Below are 20,909 nucleotides of genomic sequence, written 5' to 3'. Positions count from 1 at the left end.
TCGGGTCAAGACGCGGTGCGGGGAAGCCGCCTCCATTTGGGAGTGGCCAAGGGCCAACTCGGAGCTAGGATGCGCGCCCGCTGGAAGGCGGCGTTGAATTCATGGCGAAGCATGGCAAGGAACTGGCTCTGGCGTGCGCCAAGGCGGCGGCGGAGATTCAGGCGGAAGACATCCGGGTGTTCGACCTGCGGGGTCTTTCGTCCCTCACGGACTTCATGGTGGTCTGCTCGGGCGGGTCGATGCCGCATCTGCGGGCGATCCTGCGCGACGTGCGCGGCCATGTGGACGATTGGACCGGCGCGAAGCCGGCGAACGCCGAGGGCAGGGTGGACAGCCGCTGGGTGGTGCTCGATTACATCGACGTGATGGTCCACGTGATGCACGAGGAATTGCGGGAGTTCTACTCGCTTGAGACCTTGTGGGGCGATGCCAAGGAGATCGAGGTGCCGGAGGCCTGAGCCGTGAAGGTCGAGATCCTGAACACCGGCAGCGAGTTGCTGCTGGGCCGCACGCTGAACACCCACGGCCACTGGCTGGGGCGCGAGCTTTTCTCCCTCGGGCTGCGCGTCGAGCGTCTGGTCACCGTGCCCGATGGCGATGCCATCCAGGCCGGGATTTCCGAGGCGGTGAACCGCTGCGACGTGCTGCTGGTGACCGGCGGGCTCGGCCCGACCCGCGACGACATCACCCGCGAGGCCGTGGCCGGGGTGCTCGGGATCGAGTTGATCGAGGACGAGGCGGCACTGCGTTCGCTGGAGGCGTACTTCGAGCAACGCGGCCGCATCATGGCGCCGGAAAACCGCCGTCAGGCCCAGGTGCCGGTGGGTGCCGACGTGCTGCCGAACCCGAATGGCACCGCCCCCGGTCTCTACATCCCGCCGAGGCTCAACGGGGCGGCAAATTGCGCGGTGTTTCTGCTGCCGGGTCCGCCGCGGGAGCTGCATCCGATGTTCGAGGCCGAGGTGGTGCCGCGGCTGCGGGCACTGGGTGGGATCGAGGATGCCACCGAGATCCTCGAACTGAAATTCACCGGGCTGGGCGAGAGTGAGCTGCATCGCGAAATTGACGCCCAGCTGGAGGCCATCGATGGCCTGGAGGTGGGCTACTGTGCGCGCCCGGCGGAGGTGGATCTGCGCCTGATTGGCCCGGCGGCGGCGGTGGAGGCGGCCAGAAAGTTGGCCCTGGAGCGGCTGGGAGACCGCTGTTTTTCGCAGGATGGATCGAGCATGGAAGCCGTGGTGGTGCGGGCGATGGCCCGGCGCGGGCTCAAGCTGGCGCTGGCCGAGAGCTGCACCGGCGGGTTGATCGCCAGCCGGGTGACCGACGTGCCCGGTGCGAGCGCGGTGCTGACCCATGGGTTCGTCACCTACGCCAACGAGGCGAAAGTCGCGGTGCTCGGTGTCTCCGAAGCGGATCTGGCGGAGCACGGCGCGGTGAGCGAAACCGTGGCCCGGCAGATGGCCGAGGGCGCCCTGAGGGTTTCCGGCGCGGATTTGGCAGCGGCGGTGACCGGGATCGCCGGGCCGGATGGAGGCTCCGATGAGAAGCCGGTCGGCACGGTGTTCATCGCCGTCGCGATGAAGGGCGGGGAGACCCGCGTCGAGCACCAGTTTCACCGGCGCGACCGCGCGGGCTTCAAGCTGGCGGTCAGCCAGGCCGCGCTGGAGATGGTGAGGCGGGTGGCGGTGGCGCAAAGCTCCGCTTTGCGAGCTGATGCGTCCGGCTGTGCCGTGCGCCCGCCAGTTCGTGATCTGTCGCCCATCGTTTTCGTTCCTTTCCGCAAGGACAGCCCCGAAACCATCAAGAAGCGCCGTCGGCTCCCGCACTGGCGGCAGGAAGGGGCAACCTACTTCGTCACTTTCCGCACGGCGGATTCCCTACCGAAGGACACGCTCGACCGCTGGTATCTCCGCCGCGCCGAATGGCTTGGAAATCATGGCATCCCTGTCGAGAGGAACCGTCCCGTGGATCTCTCGAAACTTTCGTTCGAAGCACATCGCGAATACGACCGCACTTTTGTGAAGGCCTTGCAGACCGAGCTGGACCGGGGTTTGGGCGATTGTCCGCTGGCAGACCGGGGAAACGCAGTCCTTGTGGAAAGAGCCCTGCGGCATTTCGACGGCGAGCGGTACCGGCTTGGGGATTTCGTGATCATGCCAAATCACGTGCATTTGCTGGTGCAACCGGGGGTCGGTCACGAACTGAGCGAGATTCTGAAAAGTTGGAAGGGTTTCACCGCCAGGGAAATCAACGGGCGGATGGGGAGGACGGGGAACTTCTGGCAGAAAGAGTCGTGGGACCACATTGTGCGGACACGGAGGCAGTTGGATCGGTTCCGGGAATACATCGCGGACAATCCGAGAATGGCCCGGCTGCCGGAGGGAGTGGGGCGCTTTTCCGCAGCGGAGTGGGGGGACTGAGTCCAAAGCTGGAGCTTTGGAAATCACTCGCAAAGGGGAGCTTTGCGCCACCGCTCAGAACGGAATGTCGTCCGATTCGTCGGGCTCGTTGTCGAGGGCGGCATCGAGGGACGAACTGGGTGCCCCGCCGGAGCCGCCGCCACCGTCGCCGGATTTCTCGAGCTTCCAAGCGACGAGATTGACGTAGAACCGCTCCTTGTACTCGTTGCCCCGGAGGTCGAAGGTGACCTTGACCTGGTCGCCTTCCGAGACGTCGTCGAGGAGGGCGGCCTTGTCCTTCACCGCCTCGAGCTTGATCTGTTGCGTGTAATTCCCGTCCGGCACCTCGACCACGAATTCCCGCTTGGAAAAGCCGGAGGCGAAAGTCTGGGTGTCGAAGATCTTGTGGACGGTGCCTTCGAGTTCGTAAGCCATGCAGGGAGTCTTGGAGTTCAGGCCCCGGGTTTCAAGCGGCAGTAGCGCCGGACTTCGAAATCCTCGTGTTTTTCGACCACTTCAGGCGGAGAAAACAGGTGCTCGAAGGCCGGAAACCGGGTGTCGCCGGGGTGGGACTCGAAAACGTGGGACACGAGAAGTTCGTCGAGATGGGGCAGAAAGGCCTCGTAGATGGCCGCTCCACCGATGACGAAGACCTCGTTGTCGAGTTCGAGCGCGGCGAGTGCCTCGGGGGATCCGAGGGTTTCGACACCCTCCGCCGCCCAGTCGGGATTGCGCGTGATGACGATGTTCCGGCGCTTCGGCAGCGGGCGGCCGATCGAGTCGTAGGTCGCGCGCCCCATCACGATGGGATGGCCGCTGGTGGTCCGCTTGAAAAACGCAAGATCGCCCGGCAAATGCCACGGCAGTCCGCCGTCGCGGCCGATCACCCGGTCCGCGGTCATCGCAACGATCCCGATGAGCTTCATTTCAGCTTTTCAGCGTTTCAGAATTTCAGCTTTTACACGGAGACCTCCGCCTTGATGTGCGGGTGCGGATCGTAGTTTTCGAGCCGGAAGTGCTCGAAGCGGAAGTCGGCGAGTTCGGTGATCGAGGGTTCCATCCACATGGTCGGCAGCGGCCGGGGATCCCGGGACAGCTGCTCCTCGGCCTGCTTGACGTGATTCGCGTAGAGGTGCAGGTCGCCGAAGGTGTGGATGAACTCGCGCGGCTCGTAGCCGCAGACCTGCGCGAGCATCAGCGTGAGCAGCGCGTAGGAGGCGATGTTGAAGGGGACCCCGAGAAAGAGGTCGGCCGAACGTTGGTAGAGCTGGCAGGAGAGACCCGGTTTGTCCGAGTCCGGTTCGTGAACGAAGAACTGGAACAGGCAGTGGCAGGGCGGCAGGGCCATGCGGGAGATCTCGCCGGGATTCCAGGCCACGACCAGATGACGCCGCGAATGCGGGTCGCCACGCAGACCGTGGACCAACTCCGCGATCTGGTCGACATGGCGTCCGTCCGGCGCGGGGAAGGATCGCCATTGACGGCCATAGACCGGGCCGAGATCGCCGTGCTCGTCGGCCCACTCGTCCCAGATGCGCACGCCGTTCTCCTTGAGGTAGGCGATGTTGGTGTCGCCGTTCAGGAACCACAGCAGCTCGTGGATGATCGACCGCAGGTGGAGCTTCTTGGTCGTCAGGCAGGGAAACCCCTCGCGCAGGTCGTAGCGGACCTGTCGGCCGAAAACCGCCTTCGTTCCGGTGCCGGTGCGGTCGGCGCGGTCTTCACCATTCTGCAGCACGTCGCGGAGCAGATCGAGGTACGTTCGCATGGCGGAAGTCTGGACCATCGGGGACTCCGGACAAGCAATCCCGGCGGCGTTGATGCAAATCATCTGTGATTACGTGATCATGGGGTAGGCGGTCCGGAGTTTCGGGCTATGGTGCCCCTGCCGTCGCGGGAAACCCTTCCCCCCACATCCCCCCGGAAAACAAACCATACTTCCCGCGGCGGCATTTTCATTCCCCCCAACCGAGTCCCCGGATGCGGCCGACCCCCGGCAGCATCCGGGGATTTCCGTTTCCAGACAGCACTACTCGACGGTCACCGACTTGGCGAGGTTGCGGGGCTGGTCGATCTCGCAGCCGCGGTGGCGGGCGACATGGTAGGAAAAGAGCTGGAGGGCGACCGCCGAGGGAATGGTCGCCACCAGCGGGTGGCAGGCGGGGACCGCGATCGCGTCGTGGACAAAGCCGCGGGCATCTTCATCGCCCTCGGTGATCACACCGAGGATGCGGGCGCCGCGCGCGCGGCATTCCTCGATGTTGCCGAGAGTCTTGTCCTTGCCGGGGATGTCATTGGCGAGGGCCACGACCGGCGTGCCCTGCTCAAGCAGCGCGATGGGTCCGTGCTTGAGCTCGGCGGCATGGTAGCCCTCGGCATGGATGTAGGAGATTTCCTTGAGCTTGAGGGCGCCCTCGAGCGCGACCGGATACATGTAGCCCCGACCGATGAAGAAGGCGTTCTCGTGTTCGGCGTAGCGGCCGGCGAGTGCCGCGATCGCCTCATTCTGTCGGATCGTCCGCTCGACCAGCTCGGGGATCCGCTCGATCTCGCGCGCGAGGCGCACCCCTTCATCACGTGACAAGCGCCTTCCGCGCCCCAGCTTGAGCGCCATCATCAGCAACACGGCCACCTGACAGGTGAAGGCCTTGGTTGAGGCCACGGAAATCTCGGGACCGGCGTGGAGATACACGCCGCGACCCGTTTCGCGGGCGATGGTGGATCCGACCACGTTGCACAGACCCATGACGAAGGCTCCCTTCTGGTTGGCTTCGCGCACGGCGGCCAGGGTGTCGGCGGTTTCGCCCGACTGGGAAATGGCGACCACGAGGTCGCTGCGGGTGATCAGGGGATTGCGATAGCGGAACTCGGCTGCCTGCTGGACCTCGGCGTGGATGTCGGCGAGGTCCTCGAAGGCATACTCGCCCACCAGTCCGGCGTGCAGCGAGGTGCCGCAGCCGAGCAGCACGGCGCGCTGGATCTCGGCGAGTTCGCGGGCCGAGGTGCCCATGCCCGAAAGCACGGACGAACCCAGATTGAAGTCGAGACGGCCACGAATGGCGTTGCGCAGGGAATCGGGCTGCTCGTGGATCTCCTTGAGCATGAAATGCTCGTAGCCGCCCTTCTCCGCGGCTTCGGCGTCGAATCCGAGCTCGGCGACTTCGCGCGTGACCGGGACCCGGTCGAGGTCGCGGATCTCGACGCCTTCCGCCGTGACCACCGCGATGTCGTTGTCCTCCAGGTAGATCACCTGCCGGGTGTGCGAGATGATGGCGGCGGCATCCGAGCCGATGATGGTCTCGTCGTCGCCGATGCCGATCACGATCGGGCTGCCGCGGCGGGCCGTGATGATGCGGTCGGGCTCGTCGGCCGAAATGGCGGCGATGCCGAAGGTGCCCTCGACCTGGTGGAGTGCGTCGCACACCGCCTGAAACAGGTTTCCCTGGTCGCACGCGCCGATCAGGTGGGCGAGCACTTCGGTGTCGGTTTCCGAAAGAAACTCGTGGCCCTGCGACTCGAGCCGGGCGCGCAGGGCGCGGTAGTTCTCGATGATTCCATTGTGGACCAGGGCGATGCCGCCGCTCCGGTCGAGATGGGGGTGGGCATTGATTTCGGTGGGCGGGCCGTGCGTCGCCCAGCGTGTGTGGGCGATCCCGATGCGCGAATTTTGGAAGCGGTCTTCCGGCCATTCGGAGCGGGCCTTCTCGTCGAGTGACGCGACCTTGCCCGCGGCCTTGCTGACGATCAACGAGCCGTTTTCGAGCACCGCCATTCCGGCCGAGTCGTAGCCGCGATACTCGAGGCGGCGCAGGCCGCGGACCAGCGCCTCGGGGGCCGATGATTTTCCGATGTAACCGACGATGCCGCACATGCTGAAGTTCCAAGTAAGAAGTTCGAAGTTCCAAGCAAGAGTCCTGCGCGCCCGGAGATCAGGCATGCACGTCGCGGCGGACGATCTCGCCGGGCAGGGTGGAGGTGCCGGGGAAGAGTTTCCGGCCGGGGTAGATGGAGGTGTTGATGCCGGTATGCACGCCGTCGCCCACGATGCAGCCGAATTTCCGGCGTCCGGTATCGACGAGGGTTTCGCCGACCATCGTGCGGTGGTTCCTGCCGTCGTGGCGGAGGTTGGAGGTCATGGTGCCGGCTCCGAAATTGACCTTCTCGCCGAGCACCGAGTCTCCGACGTAGGACAGGTGGCCGACATTGGTGTGGGAAAGCAGGATGGAGTTCTTGATCTCGACGGCGTTGCCCACGTGGCAGTGGTCGCCGATGGACGTATTGCCACGAAGATAGCAGTTGGGGCCGATCTTGCAGTTCGCGCCGATGACCACGTTGCCCTCGATGACCACTCCGGGAAGCAGCTTGGTCCCCTCGCCGATGCGGACGCAGCCGTCGATGGAGACCAAGGGGCTCAGGTCAGCCGGGATCCAGCTTTCGGCGAGGAGTGAGACGTGGAGTTCGTTGGCACGGAGCAGGTCCCACGGGTGCCGGATGACGAAGGAATTCGATGCCTGAAGGGCCGGGCCCGAGGCAGGGCTTTCACTGAACCAGGCGAGAGGAAGCCCGGATTCGTCGATGAGGGATCCTTCGCCTTGATCGGCCAGGGCCGCCAGATCCCGAGCGTCGATCCACGCCTCCGGATGAATGGAGCAGTCCTTGGGGAGGGTCGCGTGATGGTCGCGCAGCGGGATATTGCCGATGGGAAAGTCGCGGATGGATCGTGTGTCGAAGACGGGCATGGTTTCAGGAGGTGGGATTTCCGGGGATGCTTGCTCGATGCAATGGAAGGGAGGGAACGATGAAACCGGTCATGCCGCGGTGGCCGTGGCCGGGCCTTCCAGGCCCGTCGCCGCATCCAGTTCGAGGAATGGCGACGGGGCTGGAAGCCCCGGCCACATCCGCTGTCGCCGTTCCAAGACTCCAACCCATGAGCGCCGGTGAAACCCGTTGCGACAATCATGCACTTCCATCCCATTCATCATGCGAAACATCTCGGTGGAGCAGTTTTTGGCTGTGGCTCAGGCGGCTCCAAGTTCGTTCTGCACGGCGCGGATGAAGCGGCCGGTCCATTCCTCGACCACCTTTTCCTCCCGGTGCTCGACCAGAATCCGGATCTTGTTCTCGGTGCCCGAGTAGCGGATCAACTGCCGCCCGGAGTTGCCAAAGGCAGCCTCGGCATCGGCGATGGTCCTGGATAATTCCGGCAGCGTTTCCAAGGGAGGCTTCGAACTCACCGGGAGATTCACGAGTTTCTGCGGGAACTCGGTCATGCAGTTTGCCAGTTCGGCCAGTGTCGCGTCCCGACGCTTCATCATGGCGAGCACCTGCAGGGCCGAGAGGATGCCGTCGCCGGTGGTGGCATGGTCGGCGAAGATCAGGTGCCCGGAGTTCTCGCCTCCAAAGGAATGGTTGTTGGCACGAAGCGCCTCGATCACGTTTCGATCCCCGACCGCGGTCGTCAGCACCTTGATTCCGTGCTGTTTCATGGCGTCGTGGAGGCCCAGGTTGCTCATCACGGTGACCGCGATGGTGTTGCCGCGGAGGCGGCCCTGTTCCTTGAGGGCGAGGGCGCTGAGCGCGAGGATGCGGTCGCCCGAGACCGGCGTGCCGCTGGCATCGGTGAAGATCACGCGGTCGGCGTCGCCATCGAAGGAGATGCCCAGGTCGGCGCCGTGGGCCCGGACGAGTTCGCCGGCGTGCTCGGGATGGAGCGCACCGCAGTCGTCGTTGATGTTCAGGCCATCCGGGGTGCAGCCGGTCTTGATGACCTCGGCACCCAGTTCACGGAAAATGAGCGGGGCAATGAACCAGGCGGCCCCGTTTCCGCAGTCGACCACGATCTTCAGTCCGTGCAGCGGGATGTTGTCCGCCGTCTGCTTGGCATACTCGATGTAGCGCCCGCGGGCATCGTCGATGCGGTAGGCCTTGCCGATCTCGGAGGGGGGGACGGTGTGGGTCTCGCCCTCCTCGCCCAGAATGTGACCCTCGATCTTCGCTTCGAGTTCGTCGTTCAGCTTGAAGCCATCCGGCCCGAAGATCTTGAGGCCGTTGTCCTCGAAGGGGTTGTGGGAGGCGGTGAGCATGATGCCGGCGGCACAGCCCATCGACTTGGTCAGGTGGGCGATCGCCGGGGTGGGGAGGGGGCCGGGCAGATAAACATCCATGCCCGAGGAAACGAGGCCGGCGGTGAGCGCGGTCTCCAACATGTAGCCGGAGATCCGGGTGTCCTTGCCGACCACCACCCGGTTGCGGCGGGGGTCGCTGTTGCGGAGGACCGTGGCGACCGCCTGACCGACACTGAGCGACACCTCAGGGGTGATCGGGAATTCATTGGCCCGGCCACGAATGCCGTCCGTTCCGAAAAGCTTCATGGATATGAGAGTGTTCACAAAGAAGTGAACAATCAACTCAAAAAGGGGTTCAGGAGGAGGTCGTAAAAGGTGCTTGAGTGATTTTGTTCACAAAGAAGTGAACATTCAAGCCACCCGGACAGGGACAGAGCGCGTGATGCCATCGACCTCCCCCGAATTGATGAACAGCCGCCGCACATCCCGTCGCGAAGAGGCGGCGGGCCGCCGCCACCACGGCCTGCGGCGGGCCGCCGCAGCCACTTTGAGCCCTGCGCTTCACTTGCGCGGGCGGGTGAGGCCGGCCCGGCGCCTGAGGTTCATGATGTTGCCCAGCGAGCGGCCGTGGCCCTCGGCGAGGTCGGTGGCGGGGGTGCCGGCCTTGAGCTCGGCGATGAAGGCTAAATACCCTTATTGCTCACTTTTGCATTGCGGCGTCCTGGCTCCGTGGGCAGATTGCCCGGTGTGATCTTCAGCGAATCGCCCTCGTTCACGAAGGCCGTGCAGCAAATCCTCCGCGAGCAGGATTATTTCGAACTGCAAGACCTCCTGATCGACAGGCCGGATGCGGGCGATCTGATTCCGGGTTCCAGGGGCTTGCGGAAAATCCGTGTGGCCACCGGCGGGAAGGGCAAACGAGGCGGTTCGCGCGTGATCTACTATTGGTATGTGGAGCCGGAGAAAATCCAGTTCTGCCGAATCTACGAGAAATCGGATCAATCCAATCTCTCCAAGACCGAAATTCAGCAAATCCAAACCGAACTGGACCCATGAAAAAGCGTGAAATCGAAACCCTCGAGCGTGAAGCCCTGGCCATGGAGCGCGGGGAAATCCAAGCGGGCCGCGTCTGGAAGGTCACCAAGCGCCCGGATGGCAGCGTGGAGCGCAAGGCCCTCGACCCGGAAGCATACCGGACCTCCCAGGCCCGCGCGTGGGAAGCGAAAACCGAGGCCGCCAGGATCCGCCGGGAAATCAACCTCACCCAGGAAGCGTTCGCCCGCATGCTCGGCGTTTCCCTGGGCACGGTTCGCAAATGGGAACGGGGAACCATCCGGCCGAGCGGTGCCGCCCGTACGCTCCTGAAGATCGCCGCCAAACATCCTGCCATCGTCCGTGAGGCGTCGTCGTCGTGAAATCTGACGGGATCAGCCGCCGATGTGCGCCCCGGCGATGAGGTGGGCGGGGGCGGATGAGCAGCCGTGCCGGTTTCATCACCGCTGGTCCTGGTGCCCCGTCAGCCCGCTGGAGGGAACTCGCAGGGGATCGCGCGGCGCCCCAGGCGGCGGTAGGTGGCGAAGTCGTTGCGATCCACCGTCCAGATGCGGCATCTCGGATGCCGCTCGCTCATGCGGACCAGACAGGCGTCGGCGAGATCCATCGGACGATCGGCATATTTGGCTGCCAACGACGCGAGGTGCGATGCTTCCTCGTCGAGCGAGAAATCGGGATCGAGGATCAGGTCCCCGCGGGTCACGAGTTTCAGCACCGCGACCGGGTCGGGGCAGAAACTCGCCGCTTCGGTGAGGACCGGATCGCAGGTGAGGAAGGGCGCATGCTTGCGGAAGGCCTCTTGGGCCCACGCATGAAACGGATCGTTGCGGAACAGCAGCGCGACGATCAGCCCGGTGTCGGCGATCTCCTTCACCGCCGTCGGCGCAGGCGTGCGCGGGCTTCATCGTTGGTGGCCGCCTTGCCGGTGCCCTCGTAGATGCCCGCCAAGTCGGATGATGCGAAGCCCGGACCGGACGGCTCGTCACCGGCGGCGAGGTCTTCTTCGATGAGCGTGCGCACATACTTTGCCCGATCCAGCCCAAGCCGAGCCGCCCGTGCCTCTGCCTTCTCAAGCAGCGCCGGGTCGATCCGGACTGTCAAAACCTTTGTCATACAAAAACGAATACATGTTCTCGCGGGTGGCGTCAAGGTGCGGGTGGTTCGGCCGGAAAGGGGTGAGAAATAGGGCACTTGTCCGGGATGGATGAAGATCGACAGCCGCCTTCGCTCTGTGAGCTTCGGAGTGCCAGGGGAGTGTCCGTCATCCCTTCACCTGCGTGGGCGGGTGAGGCCAGCCTGGCGCTTGAGGTTCATGATGGTGCCGAGCGAACGGCCGTGGCGCTCGGCGAGTGCGGTGGCCGGGGTGCCGGACTTCAGTGCGGCGAGGATCTCGTCCTTCTCAGCAGGCGTCAGCCGGGTGCGGCGGGTGGCGGACGATGCGGCCTTGGGGGAGGCTCCGCGGCGTTTGCGCAGCAACTCGGCAAGGGTGATGTCGATCCCGAGTTCCTGGAGGTCCCTGACCTTGGCTTGCAGGTCCGCCGCCTCGCGCAGGGCCCGCTCCGCTCCTTCGCGGGCGATTTGCAGGAGTTCTTCACCAGGTTCGAGGCCCGTGGGGAACTGGATCGTCAATTCATGCGTCGTTGACATGGGAAGAGGATGTCAGAACCGGGGATATTGACAATCCAGAGCTTATCAAAAAGTCCCGGATGGAAATCGAAATCACCCCACGCCTGGAACCCGGAGCACGGAAGGAAACCTGCGGAATCTGGGGCCTACGCGGCTCGTATCCCGCTCCCCTTGCTCACGGAAGGAAACGCGGAGCGAAATTCACGTCGTCGTCGCATAGCGAGTCCTAGTCCACCAATTCCTACTAGTAATGCAGATGATGGTTCAGGAATGTTCGCCAATTCAAACATTGGTGTATCTCCACCATATTGTAATCCACCTTCAATTCCTCGAAAACCATTAGTATATGTTGTGCCTGTTGGTTGGAGGAGTTCGGTGAAGTCTGTGACACCGTTATCGTTGAAGTCGAGCATGTTGCCAAAGTTGAAAGTGAGTGCCATCATGTCGTTATTTGCGACGGCAGAGTTCCATTGATCGTATGATAGACCTGGGATTCCATTAATATGGGCCAAAGTAACCTTCCCAGTTGCAATATCATATGCAGAAGTCCATCCATTATTAACTTCACCAGTTGGATTTGAACGAATTGTAGTTCCGATATTACTTGCGATATCATTTAATCCGAGTCCAGCATATGTAGGATTATTATCTTTAATTGCTTGCAGTAGATTACCATAAGTTCCAACAAGATCAAAAGTTGCTGAATTATAGATTGCATTATCATTATTTGTAATGTATGTATCGATATTGGTTGAGCCCGCACTCTGAAAAGCGCTACTCGCAACAGTAGCTCCTTTAGATGATCCTGCTGCCATTAATCCTGCAATTCCTGCTGCTAACAATGCTTTATTTTTCATGATGCGATGCCAAAAACATCGGTTTTTGACATGGCATGGGCGGTGAGCTTCAGGCAGTGCCTGGGTCGAGAGGGTCGGTCGCTCGACGCCGCGCCAGACGGAAGTGGAGAGTTCTTGGCGACCCAGCGTGTCCTTGCGGCCGCGAAGGCGGAACCAGGTCGTCCAGCGGCCGGGAGCGCCGGTGATTCGCCAGACGGTGATGCGGCGCTTGGCCAGGGTGCGGATGACCTCGGCCCGGGTGCGGCAGGGGAAGGTCTCGGAGAAGAGGCGGATCCGGCGCTGCGGACCGCCGAAGGCAGGGGCGAAGTGCATGGAATGAAGGAAACCGGAAATGCAGGCACCCGCCAAGCTCGCAGTCCGCAACGCGGCCTGCCGGAAAAGAGGAGAACCCGACAAGGCCCGCGTGAGATCCCGCTGAATGAAATCGTGGTAAGAAGAGTCGAAGGTCATTGCCATGAGAGGCAGCGCTTCGGTCCTCCATGATGGCAACCGCCCACCACATGGCACCCCTGCCGGGGTGCGGCTTCGGGATGAGACCGCGATCCGGTGGTGTCGCTCGTGCCTCGCTCAACCACCGGCTACCGGAATGCGACGCCTCCGGCGTCGGGATCGGGGCCGGAGGCGAGCGTGGGGAGGAGAAGCAAGATGAAGTTTTTGACAGCGACGAGGTTCGATCGGGCTTCCGCTGCGGGATGGGAAGGGTCTTCTGTCAGGGGATGCATGCCGGAGGCTTTGGAGTGCGGAGGCTTGCCTCCGCTTTGCGAATCACCCTTCAACCATGACGAAGCCGGGCCACAGCAGGCGTGTCGGTCGCGGCGGGTGGTTCGACGAGGAGGATTTCTATGGGTTTGCGGTGGGGTGAACTGAAGAGGCGGCGGGCCGCCGCCTCCACGGCCTGCGGCGGGCCGCCGCAGCCACTACCGCCCGGCGGCCTGGGCGGCGGTGAGGGCGATGGTGTAGATGATGTCATCGACCAGCGCGCCGCGGGAGAGGTCGTTGACCGGCTTTCGCAGTCCCTGGAGCATCGGGCCGATGGAGACGACCTTGGCCGAGCGCTGGACCGCCTTGTAGGTGGTGTTGCCGGTGTTGAGGTCGGGGAAGATGAAGACGGTGGCGTTTCCGGCGACGGGGCTGTCGGGGGCCTTGCTTTTCGCGATCTCGGGAATGGCGGCGGCGTCGTACTGCAAGGGGCCGTCGATGAGCAGGTCGGGCCGCAGCTGACGGGCAAGGCGGGTGGCGGTCCGGACCTTTTCCACCTCGGCGCCGCCGGCGGATTCACCGGTGCTGTAGCTGATCATGGCGACGCGCGGCGTGATGCCGAAGGTCTCGGCGCTCTCGGCACTGCGCAGCGCGATGTCGGCGAGGGTTTCGGCGTCGGGATTGGCGTTCACTGCGCAGTCGCCGTAAACGAGGACCTGGTCGGGGAGGCACATGAAGAAGACCGAGGAGACGACCTTGGCCTCCGGTGCGGTGCGGATGAGCTGGAGGGCGGGGCGGATGGTCGAGGCGGTCGAGTGGACCGCGCCTGCGACCATGCCGTCGGCCTCGTCGAGGGCGAGCATCACGGTGGCGAGGTAGACGTTGTCCTCGAGCAACTCGGCGGCCATCGCCTCGGTGAGGCCCTTGTGGCGGCGCATCTCGGCCAGCGGCGTGACGTAGCGCTGGCGGATGTCGGCAGGATTGAGGATTTCGATTTCCGGCGGAATCTCGACCCCGGCAGCCTTGGCGCGGATCTCCTCCGGGTCGCCGATGAGGACGCAGCGGGCGATGCCCCGCTGGTGGCAGCTGACGGCGGCGGCGATGGTGCGGGGTTCGTCGCCTTCGGGAAGGAGGATGCGCTTGTTGGCGGCGCGGGCGCTTTCGGCCAGCCGGAAGCGGAAGGCGGGTGGCGAAAGCTGGGCTTCGAGTTGCTGGTCGATGCCTTCCTTGATCAGCCATTCGCAGTCCAGGTGGCGGGCGATGAAGTCGAGGGTGGCGTCGAGCCGTTCCTGGTCATCGGTGGGGATTTCGGTATTGAGCTGGCCGACGGCAGTGACGACCCGGTAGCTGCTGCCGGCGGCGAGGAGCACCGGGAGGCCGGATTCGGCGGCGGGGGTGCAGAGTTCGCGCACCGAAGGATCCGGAGTGATCGTGTCGGCTCCAGTGAGGACGAGTCCGGCGAGTGGGATGCCCTTGATCGCGGCGAGCGAGGTCGCCATGAGCACGTCGTCGCGGTCGGCCGGGGTGAGCAGCAGCGCGCCGGCGGTGAAGGTGTCGTGCAGGTTCGGCACGGTGCGGGCGACCATCTTGACCGAGGTGACGCGGCGGCTGGCGATCTCGCCGGCGGTGGCGATCCGGGCCCCGAGGTGGCGGGCGATGTCGAGGGTGCGGCAGTGGAGCAGTGCCGGGTTGCGCGGGACGCAACCGAGGAGTTGCAAGGTCCCACTGCGAAAGTCCGGCACCCGTTCCCGGAAATCCTTGAGGGCGCTTTTCCACTCCTCGCGGGTCGGGCCGCAGGTTTCCGGTGAGACCTTGTTGAGGATGCAGCCGACCACGCGCCGGGTGCGGACCCCTCCGTAGCTTGAACTGGCTGCCTGGAGGCGGTGTTCGAGGGCCTTGGTGTCTGAGTCGGTGAAGGCATCGACGAGGACCACACGGGCGTCGAGGCTGCGGGCGATGGCCTGGTTGAGCCGTGCCGAGGCGAGGTCGGCCTGATTGACGATGAGTCCTTCGACGACCGCGACATCGGCTTCGCGGGTCGAGTGCTCGAAGACCTCGATGATGCGCTCCATCAGTTCCTGGAGCTTGCCCTCGTGGAGCCATTCGGCGGCCTCGGGGTAGGGGATGGGTTCGACGGGGCGGATGCCGAGGGCGCTCTCGGCGTAGGCGGCGGAACGTTCTCCCTCGGAGGGATCGGCGCGTTGCTGGGCGATCGGCTTGACGAAGGCGACCGACACGCCGCGGCGTTGGAGTGCGCGGCCGAGGCCGAGCGAGACGGTGGTGAGGCCGACGTCGATCGAAGAAGGCGAGAGGAAGAAAGCAGGTTTCATGCGGTGGAATCGAGAAGGTTCCGGGTCTCGCGGGCGATCATGCGCTCCTCGTCGGTGGGGACGACAAGGACGGAAAGCGGGGAGTCGTCGGTGGTGATCCGGCAGCGGCTGTCGCGGCCGTGGCGGGCATTGCGGCCGTCATCGAGCCGGGGCGAGAGAACCGCGAGGTGGTCGAGCACGCGGGCGCGGACGGGTGCGGCGTGTTCGCCGATGCCCCCGGCGAGGACGAGGGCGTCGATCCGGCCGAGTCCTGCGGCGAGACCCAGCAGGGAGCGGGCCGCCCGGTAGCAGAAGATCTCGAAGGCGAGCCGGCAGTCGGCGTCGCCCGCCCCGGCGGCTTCGGTGATCTCGCGCATGTCGTGCGAGCGGCCGGAGATGCCCAGCAGCCCGCTTTGCCGCTGCAAGCGGTCGAGCACTTCGGCGGCGGTCATTTCCGTGCGCGCGACGAGGAAGCCGATCACGTTGGGATCGATGTCGCCGCTGCGGGTGCCCATGACCATGCCTTCGAGAGGAGTGAGGCCCATGCTGGTGTCGACGCCGTGTCCATTGCGCACGGCGGCGGCGCTGCAGCCGTTGCCGAGGTGGGCGGCGAGAAGCTGAAGCTCGGCGACGGGGCGGTCGAGCAGGTCGGCGGCCTCGGCGACCAGATACTGGTAGCTGATGCCGTGGAAGCCGTAGCGGCGGATGCGGTGTTCCTCGTACCAGTCGCGGGGCACCGCGTAGCGATACGCGTGGGCCGGCATGGTCTGGTGGAAGGCGGTGTCGAAGACGGCGGCCTGGGGAAGGTCGGGCATCAGCCGCGAGACCGCCTCGATCGCGCGGATGGAGGGTGGGTTGTGGAGCGGGGCGAGCTCGGCGCAGGCGCGGATGCCGTCGAGCACGTCGCCGGTGATCAGGGTCGCCCCGGAGAACCGTTCGCCGCCGTGGACGACGCGGTGGCCGCAGGCGCGGATCGGCAGCGGGTCCCCGAGTTCGGCAGCGAGGGTGTCGAGCACGGCACGCAAACCGGAGTCGTGGTCGGCGTCGGGCAGGTCGAGGTGGCGATGGCGGGTTCCGACGCGGATCGATGCCCGGGCGGCCGGGGTGCCGAGCGACTCGAGGAGGACGGTGGCCACCGGTTCCGCCTCCGCCTTCTCCCGGATGGCGAGCTTGAGGGACGAACTGCCGGCGTTGACGACCAGGATCTTTTCGGATTTCGCCATGTCTTTGAGAGCCAAGCAGATCGTGGACGCATTGCTCCGCAAATCAACCGGGAGTTCGGGCAGCGCTTCGGGCGGGCTGGGCGATTTTTCTCGCGCCACCGGCCACAGCGCGGAGAGTCGCGGGCATGCAGAGAGTCGCCGTGATCAACGTCGTCGGCCTGTCGGAGTCCCTGCTCGGTCCCGCAATGCCCCGGTTGACGGCCTTCGCCGGGCGGGCGGGCCGGTCTTCGTTCCGACCTGCATTTCCTGCGGTGACGTGCACGGCGCAGTCGTCGATGTTGACGGGGACCTGTCCCCGCGAGCACGGGATCGTCGGCAATGGCTGGTATGACCGGGAGTCGGCGGAAGTCCGGTTCTGGAAGCAGAGCAACCACCTGGTCCACGGACGCAAGGTGTGGGACGAACTCCGGGAGCGTCTGCCGGGCTTCACCTGCGCGAAGCTTTTCTGGTGGTACAACATGTACTCGTCGGCGGATTTCACCATGACGCCGCGGCCGCTCTATCCGGCGGATGGAAGAAAGGTCTTCGACATTCACACCCAGCCGATGGCTTGGCGCGGGCAGGTGAAGGCGGATCTCGGCGAGTTTCCGTTTCCGTCGTTCTGGGGTCCGGCTGCGGGAATTGCCTGTTCGGAGTGGATTGCGGCGGCAGCGCGCTGGACCGAGGAGCGCGAGTCGCCGACCCTGAGTCTCGTCTATCTTCCGCACCTCGACTACGGCCTGCAGAAGTTCGGTCCGGGGGCGGCGGAGATGACGGCGGAACTCGGGGCGATCGACCGGGTTGCGGGAGATCTGATCGACTACTACGAGTCTCGTAAGGTGAGGCCGGTCGTGGTCTCCGAATACGGCATTTCACCGGTCAGCCGGCCGATCCACCTCAATCGATTGTTCCGTGAGCAGGGCTGGATCCAGGTCAAGGAGGAGCTGGGCCGGGAAACCCTCGATGCCGGAGGGTGCCGGGTGTTTGCGGTGGCGGATCATCAGGTGGCGCACGTTTATTTGCGGGATCCGTCCATGTTGGGCCGGGTCCGGGCGTTTCTCGACGAGGTCCCCGGCGTCGCGGAGGTCCGCGCGGCGGCCGAAATGTGGGGCAGTGGAGTCGGTGCGCAGCGGGCGGGGGATCTCGTGGTGGTGGCGGAGGCCGACGCCTGGTTCACCTACTATTACTGGGAGGATGATGCGAAGGCGCCGGACTTCGCACGGACCGTGGATATCCACCGCAAGCCGGGCTATGATCCGGTGGAATTGTTCATCGATCCGGCGCTGCGTTTCCCGAAGTGGGAGATCGCGAAGTTTCTCGGCAGGAAAAAGCTCGGTCTGCGCGGGTTGCTGGAGGTCGTGCCGCTGGATGCCGGCCTGGTGAAGGGCTCGCACGGACGGGATGTCGTGCCCGAGGGCGAGCGTCCGGTGGTGTTAGGGGGAAGCGGTGACGTCCGGAGCGCCGAGTATCTCTATGGGGAGATCGTCAACGCGGTGATGGCTTGAGTGGCGCAAAGCTCCTGCTTTGCGAGGGATGGGCAAGGCTTTGTCTTGCCTCCGCGCAGGGAAGAAGACGCCGACATTCCTTCCCACGACCAAGCGAAGCTTGGTCGATCTCTCGCAAAGCAGGAGCTTTGCGCCACTTTCTCAAAGCGCCTCGACGCTCCGTTTCCTTCTCTCGAAGAGCAGCGTCTCGGTATATCCGGCTGCTTTGGCGATTTCCACGGCGGCCGGGAAGTCGCGGGCCACTTCCGCGGGGGTGTGGGCGTCCGAACTAATGACCAGCGGGATGCCGGCCTCCCGGGCGAGTTCGAGGAAGCGGGGTGACGGGTAGGCTTCGGTGCAGGGTTTGTGCCTGCCGGCGGTGTTGAGCTCGATGGCACATCCCGACGCGGCGATCGCGTCGATCGCCGGCTCATGGAAACGGTCGAGATCGCCGGAGGGGCCGGGCGAGAACTTCTTGATGAGATCCGGGTGCCCGAGGATGTCGAACAGCCCGCTTGCCGCCATGGCGGCGTAGGTTCTCCAGTAGCGGGTCCACGCGACCTCCAGGTCTTCGTCCGCCCAGCGCCCGATCCACTTCGGGTTGTCGAAATCCCAGTCGTCGAGGTAGTGGACCGAGCCGATCAGGTAGTCCCACTCGTGGCGGGTGGCGAGATCGGCGATCCACTCTTCGCAGCCGGGGAGCCAGTCGCACTCGAGGCCGGCCCTCACCGGGATCCGGTCGCCGGCGTGCTGGCGGGCGCGGTCGATCCACTCGAGGTAGTCCGGCAGTTCCGCTTCGCTCATCCGCCAGTCGTCGAAGGGCTCCGGGCGTGCCGGGGCGTGGTCGGAAACGCCGTATTCGGTGAGCCCCGCGGCGATGGCGGCATCGATGTAGGCTTCCGGCGCCCCTTCGGCGTGGCGGCAGAGGGGGGTGTGGGTGTGATAGTCGGCGGGCACGGGTTTCGGGTTGCGGCAAGTTAGGCAGTCCGTAATGTTTGCGCGGGCGCGGTGGAATGGCTGCGTCGAGTTTCTGATGAATGACGCGACAAGCCAAGCTGCATCCCGGTTCATTGAACCGCTGATCGAGAAGCTGAGACGTCATCCGAAGCGGGTTGTCTTCACCGAGGGTGAGGATCTCCGGATTCTGCGGGTGGCCGAGCGTCTCGTGGCGGAGCAGGCCGTCGTGCCTATCCTGCTCGGCGACCGGGCGCGGATCCTTGGGATGGCCTCCGACGAGGGCATCAACATGCGCTTCGTGAAGGTGATCAACCCGGCGTCGTCCTCGGACTTCGACCTGTTCCGCGCGCGCCTGGAAAAGACCGCGCGCTACCGGGGACGTTCGCCCTCGGCGGTCGCGGAGCTTGTCGGCAGGCCCCACTACTTCGGGGCGATGATGACGCAGTACGGTCAGGCGGACGCGCTGGTGGGTGGCAACCTGGCGATGCCCTCGACCTTGTTCCGGGCGGTCATCCATGCCATCAAGCCGATGCCTTCGATCCCGAAACTTTTCGGCGTGACGGCGCTGTCTGCGCCCCATCTCGAGCATTTTGGGGGCAACGGCGTGCTTTTTCTGGCGGACACGGGTCTGGTGCCGGATCCATCGGTGGAGGAGCTGGCGACCATTGCGGTCGAAACCGGAAAACTGGCACGCCATTTTCTCGGCCGGGCGCCGCGGGTTGCGCTGCTGAGTCATTCCACCAAGGGTTCGGCGGTCACCGAGCCGGCCCGGAGGGTTGCCGCCGCCGCGGTGCTCGCCCGCGAGAAGGCCTCCGCGGAGGCTTTGGATTTCCGGATCGAGGGCGAGCTGCAGGCGGATGTGGCGCTCGATCCGGCCGCTTGCGAGGTGAAGCTTCCGGGTAATCGCTTCAAGTCGGCCGATGTCCTCGTGTTTCCGAGTCTCGATGCGGCGCACATTTCGATGAAGCTGCTGCAGCATTGCGCCGGGGCGCAGAACTTCGGTCAGTTTCTCGTCGGGATGGCCCGGCCGCTGGCGCAGGTGCCCCGGACCGCTTCCGAGGATACCCTTTACGGAACCGCCGCCGCGGTGGCGGTCGAGGCGATCAAGGCGCACGAACTCTATCCAGACGGCGAGGTGTCCTGAGCAAGGTGCCGTGCCTGCCGGTTTCAGACCGTGGTGCTGAAGCTTGCAACCAATTGGTCGAACAAGTCGGCGTCTTCATCCTGCTCGAGCGCCGAGTAGCACAACGCCAGCTCCTCGACGACCCGAAGCAGCAGTTCTCCCGGGCTGATGGGGCGTCCGCAGCGGATGCGGACCTCATCCGGGTGGCGGCTGATCCGGTGGAGAAGATCCTCCCGATCGATTTCCCGACCGTGCGAGGCGGGGTCATGGACCGTGCCTCCCTGCGCATCTTCGCAGACCAGCAGGAGGGTCGCGGGAAGATTGATTCCCGAGATCGCGGCACCGAGACGGCGGGCCACCAGCAGGGTCACCGCGCCGCATCCCACGGCGTTCGACGGGTGGCCGCTCGCCGCCGCCGCCAGATCGAGATGGGCGGGCTGCAGCTCGTCAATCGAGTCGCAGCGAAGCGTGCCCCCGGCAAGCAGATGTTGAAGGAGACCGACGGCTCCTCCGCGGAGAAAGGCGGGTTCGGATTCCTCCGCCAGGAGATCGAGCGCATCCACGAGCGGCTGGCGCAGGGTCACGCCGTCGTGAAGGAAATCCGAGATCACGCGCAGCATGGACTCGCTGTGATCCCAGTCCTCGTGCAGGCAGGCGAGGCCCTGGCCGGGGATGATCCACTCACGGCGAAGCCGGGCCCGCCTCGCGGGCCGGAGGAGATCGGACAAAAGATGCAGGTGATCCGCGCGGAGCGGGCCTTCGATCTCTCCGATGAGTTCGCTCACATCGCCGTCGAACGAGCCGAGAGCGGTGGCCACCGATTGCCGGACCTCCGGGGTTTCGTCGTCGAGGAGGCGGAGCAGGGTCGCGAAATCGGCAGTGGGCGACGGTCCAGGCATGGGGCGGGGTGAGGGCCGGGAAAGGATGGTGCGCGATACTGGGATCGAACCAGTGACCCCCTCCGTGTCAGGGAGGTGCTCTACCGCTGAGCTAACCGCGCATTTGGCCGGGCGAAACGGAGTCGGCCTGGGCACCCTCCGTCGCGGCGCGGGAGACTACGGAAGCGGTGGCCGTGCATGCAACCGCTTTTTTGTTCTCGGAGTCACCCGGTTTGAAAAGGCAGGGGGGTGGAGGG

Annotated in this window: 20 protein-coding genes and 1 tRNA gene; 6 read left to right on the top strand and 15 right to left on the bottom strand. The window is 64.9% G+C overall.

The window, feature by feature from the left end; translation table 11 throughout:
* The first annotated feature begins 101 nt into the window (after positions 1–101).
* Both rsfS and ACG2LG_RS15630 read left to right on the top strand, forming a co-directional pair.
* Positions 102–458 (top strand): ribosome silencing factor, encoded by a 357-nt coding sequence (rsfS, locus tag ACG2LG_RS15635; protein ID WP_396260512.1) that lies wholly within the window; start codon positions 102–104, stop codon positions 456–458.
* A 3-nt stretch (positions 459–461) separates the two neighbouring features.
* Positions 462–2,420 (top strand): competence/damage-inducible protein A, encoded by a 1,959-nt coding sequence (locus tag ACG2LG_RS15630; RefSeq protein WP_396260510.1) that lies wholly within the window; start codon positions 462–464, stop codon positions 2,418–2,420.
* 54 nt (positions 2,421–2,474) lie between these two features.
* On the opposite strand, the gene ACG2LG_RS15625 is transcribed toward ACG2LG_RS15630, so the two are convergent.
* The 6 genes from ACG2LG_RS15625 to glmM form a co-directional block, all read right to left on the bottom strand.
* Positions 2,475–2,834: a DUF3127 domain-containing protein gene (locus ACG2LG_RS15625; protein WP_396260509.1), complete on the bottom strand. Its 360-nt coding sequence runs from the start codon at positions 2,832–2,834 to the stop codon at positions 2,475–2,477.
* 17 nt (positions 2,835–2,851) lie between these two features.
* On the bottom strand, positions 2,852–3,325 hold the full coding sequence (locus ACG2LG_RS15620; protein ID WP_396260507.1) for a dihydrofolate reductase: 474 nt from the start codon (positions 3,323–3,325) through the stop codon (positions 2,852–2,854).
* Between the two features lie 32 nt (positions 3,326–3,357).
* A complete protein-coding gene (locus ACG2LG_RS15615; RefSeq protein ID WP_396260505.1) occupies positions 3,358–4,167 on the bottom strand; it encodes a thymidylate synthase in 810 nt (269 codons plus the stop codon).
* A 261-nt stretch (positions 4,168–4,428) separates the two neighbouring features.
* On the bottom strand, positions 4,429–6,270 hold the full coding sequence (gene glmS, locus ACG2LG_RS15610) for a glutamine--fructose-6-phosphate transaminase (isomerizing) (RefSeq protein WP_396260556.1): 1,842 nt from the start codon (positions 6,268–6,270) through the stop codon (positions 4,429–4,431).
* Between the two features lie 58 nt (positions 6,271–6,328).
* Positions 6,329–7,138, bottom strand: coding sequence for a hypothetical protein (locus ACG2LG_RS15605; protein WP_396260503.1), 810 nt, complete (start codon positions 7,136–7,138; stop codon positions 6,329–6,331).
* A 279-nt stretch (positions 7,139–7,417) separates the two neighbouring features.
* The gene (gene glmM, locus ACG2LG_RS15600; RefSeq protein ID WP_396260501.1) at positions 7,418–8,770 is read right to left on the bottom strand and encodes a phosphoglucosamine mutase; all 1,353 of its coding nucleotides are present in this window, start codon (positions 8,768–8,770) and stop codon (positions 7,418–7,420) included.
* A gap of 441 nt (positions 8,771–9,211) precedes the next feature.
* On the opposite strand from glmM, the gene ACG2LG_RS15595 reads away from it, so the two are divergent.
* Positions 9,212–9,520 carry a type II toxin-antitoxin system RelE/ParE family toxin gene (locus ACG2LG_RS15595; protein ID WP_396260499.1) on the top strand — a complete coding sequence of 103 codons (309 nt, stop codon included), beginning with the start codon at positions 9,212–9,214 and terminating at the stop codon, positions 9,518–9,520.
* Positions 9,517–9,879: a helix-turn-helix domain-containing protein gene (locus ACG2LG_RS15590; protein ID WP_396260497.1), complete on the top strand. Its 363-nt coding sequence runs from the start codon at positions 9,517–9,519 to the stop codon at positions 9,877–9,879. The genes ACG2LG_RS15595 and ACG2LG_RS15590 overlap by 4 nt, the downstream gene beginning before the upstream one ends.
* A 101-nt stretch (positions 9,880–9,980) precedes the next feature.
* On the opposite strand, the gene ACG2LG_RS15585 is transcribed toward ACG2LG_RS15590, so the two are convergent.
* The 6 genes from ACG2LG_RS15585 to ACG2LG_RS15560 all read right to left on the bottom strand — a co-directional run bounded on the left by ACG2LG_RS15585 (position 9,981) and on the right by ACG2LG_RS15560 (position 16,231).
* A complete protein-coding gene (locus ACG2LG_RS15585) occupies positions 9,981–10,391 on the bottom strand; it encodes a type II toxin-antitoxin system VapC family toxin (RefSeq protein ID WP_396260495.1) in 411 nt (136 codons plus the stop codon).
* The gene (locus ACG2LG_RS15580; protein WP_396260493.1) at positions 10,388–10,630 is read right to left on the bottom strand and encodes a type II toxin-antitoxin system antitoxin, RelB/DinJ family; all 243 of its coding nucleotides are present in this window, start codon (positions 10,628–10,630) and stop codon (positions 10,388–10,390) included. Before ACG2LG_RS15580 ends, ACG2LG_RS15585 begins: the two co-directional genes overlap by 4 nt.
* Positions 10,631–10,786: 156 nt before the next feature.
* Complete coding sequence (locus ACG2LG_RS15575) at positions 10,787–11,164, bottom strand: hypothetical protein (RefSeq protein ID WP_396260491.1); 378 nt, start codon at positions 11,162–11,164, stop codon at positions 10,787–10,789.
* A gap of 125 nt (positions 11,165–11,289) precedes the next feature.
* Positions 11,290–12,456 (bottom strand): PEP-CTERM sorting domain-containing protein, encoded by a 1,167-nt coding sequence (locus tag ACG2LG_RS15570; RefSeq protein WP_396260489.1) that lies wholly within the window; start codon positions 12,454–12,456, stop codon positions 11,290–11,292.
* Between the two features lie 461 nt (positions 12,457–12,917).
* Positions 12,918–15,029: a phosphate acetyltransferase gene (gene pta / locus ACG2LG_RS15565; RefSeq protein ID WP_396260487.1), complete on the bottom strand. Its 2,112-nt coding sequence runs from the start codon at positions 15,027–15,029 to the stop codon at positions 12,918–12,920.
* On the bottom strand, positions 15,026–16,231 hold the full coding sequence (locus tag ACG2LG_RS15560; RefSeq protein ID WP_396260485.1) for an acetate/propionate family kinase: 1,206 nt from the start codon (positions 16,229–16,231) through the stop codon (positions 15,026–15,028). The genes pta and ACG2LG_RS15560 overlap by 4 nt, the downstream gene beginning before the upstream one ends.
* 125 nt (positions 16,232–16,356) lie before the next feature.
* Between ACG2LG_RS15560 and ACG2LG_RS15555 the strand changes: the two genes are divergently transcribed.
* Entirely contained in the window at positions 16,357–17,715 is a 1,359-nt protein-coding gene (locus ACG2LG_RS15555; RefSeq protein WP_396260483.1) for an alkaline phosphatase family protein, read from the top strand.
* Positions 17,716–17,856: 141 nt separating this feature from the next.
* Here the strand turns inward: ACG2LG_RS15555 and ACG2LG_RS15550 are convergent, their stop codons facing one another.
* Entirely contained in the window at positions 17,857–18,651 is a 795-nt protein-coding gene (locus tag ACG2LG_RS15550) for a histidinol-phosphatase (protein ID WP_396260481.1), read from the bottom strand.
* A gap of 76 nt (positions 18,652–18,727) precedes the next feature.
* On the opposite strand from ACG2LG_RS15550, the gene ACG2LG_RS15545 reads away from it, so the two are divergent.
* Positions 18,728–19,795 carry a phosphate acyltransferase gene (locus ACG2LG_RS15545; RefSeq protein ID WP_396260479.1) on the top strand — a complete coding sequence of 356 codons (1,068 nt, stop codon included), beginning with the start codon at positions 18,728–18,730 and terminating at the stop codon, positions 19,793–19,795.
* Between the two features lie 23 nt (positions 19,796–19,818).
* Here ACG2LG_RS15545 and ACG2LG_RS15540 read toward each other — a convergent pair whose 3' ends face one another.
* Positions 19,819–20,673: a transglutaminase family protein gene (locus tag ACG2LG_RS15540; protein ID WP_396260478.1), complete on the bottom strand. Its 855-nt coding sequence runs from the start codon at positions 20,671–20,673 to the stop codon at positions 19,819–19,821.
* A gap of 26 nt (positions 20,674–20,699) precedes the next feature.
* Positions 20,700–20,774 (bottom strand) — tRNA-Val (locus ACG2LG_RS15535).
* Positions 20,775–20,909 lie beyond the last annotated feature (135 nt).

Origin of the sequence: Haloferula sp. A504 (assembly GCF_044385805.1) — a bacterium.
Taxonomy (GTDB): Bacteria; Verrucomicrobiota; Verrucomicrobiia; order Verrucomicrobiales; family Akkermansiaceae; genus Haloferula.
Note: the sequence above shows the minus strand (reverse complement) of the source record. Positions and strands in the feature narration are given on the sequence as shown.

What these genes read in the sequence shown, in the direction of transcription:
- ACG2LG_RS15555 (WP_396260483.1), top strand. Translation starts at nt 16,357, where the DNA reads ATGCAGAGAGTCGCCGTGATCAACGTCGTCGGCCTGTCGGAGTCCCTG.
- ACG2LG_RS15560 (WP_396260485.1), bottom strand. Translation starts at nt 16,231, where the DNA reads ATGGCGAAATCCGAAAAGATCCTGGTCGTCAACGCCGGCAGTTCGTCC.
- ACG2LG_RS15570 (WP_396260489.1), bottom strand. Translation starts at nt 12,456, where the DNA reads ATGGCAATGACCTTCGACTCTTCTTACCACGATTTCATTCAGCGGGAT.
- glmS (WP_396260556.1), bottom strand. Translation starts at nt 6,270, where the DNA reads ATGTGCGGCATCGTCGGTTACATCGGAAAATCATCGGCCCCCGAGGCG.
- ACG2LG_RS15615 (WP_396260505.1), bottom strand. Translation starts at nt 4,167, where the DNA reads ATGCGAACGTACCTCGATCTGCTCCGCGACGTGCTGCAGAATGGTGAA.
- ACG2LG_RS15590 (WP_396260497.1), top strand. Translation starts at nt 9,517, where the DNA reads ATGAAAAAGCGTGAAATCGAAACCCTCGAGCGTGAAGCCCTGGCCATG.
- glmM (WP_396260501.1), bottom strand. Translation starts at nt 8,770, where the DNA reads ATGAAGCTTTTCGGAACGGACGGCATTCGTGGCCGGGCCAATGAATTC.
- ACG2LG_RS15620 (WP_396260507.1), bottom strand. Translation starts at nt 3,325, where the DNA reads ATGAAGCTCATCGGGATCGTTGCGATGACCGCGGACCGGGTGATCGGC.
- pta (WP_396260487.1), bottom strand. Translation starts at nt 15,029, where the DNA reads ATGAAACCTGCTTTCTTCCTCTCGCCTTCTTCGATCGACGTCGGCCTC.
- ACG2LG_RS15580 (WP_396260493.1), bottom strand. Translation starts at nt 10,630, where the DNA reads ATGACAAAGGTTTTGACAGTCCGGATCGACCCGGCGCTGCTTGAGAAG.
- ACG2LG_RS15545 (WP_396260479.1), top strand. Translation starts at nt 18,728, where the DNA reads ATGAATGACGCGACAAGCCAAGCTGCATCCCGGTTCATTGAACCGCTG.
- rsfS (WP_396260512.1), top strand. Translation starts at nt 102, where the DNA reads ATGGCGAAGCATGGCAAGGAACTGGCTCTGGCGTGCGCCAAGGCGGCG.
- ACG2LG_RS15605 (WP_396260503.1), bottom strand. Translation starts at nt 7,138, where the DNA reads ATGCCCGTCTTCGACACACGATCCATCCGCGACTTTCCCATCGGCAAT.
- ACG2LG_RS15540 (WP_396260478.1), bottom strand. Translation starts at nt 20,673, where the DNA reads ATGCCTGGACCGTCGCCCACTGCCGATTTCGCGACCCTGCTCCGCCTC.
- ACG2LG_RS15625 (WP_396260509.1), bottom strand. Translation starts at nt 2,834, where the DNA reads ATGGCTTACGAACTCGAAGGCACCGTCCACAAGATCTTCGACACCCAG.
- ACG2LG_RS15575 (WP_396260491.1), bottom strand. Translation starts at nt 11,164, where the DNA reads ATGTCAACGACGCATGAATTGACGATCCAGTTCCCCACGGGCCTCGAA.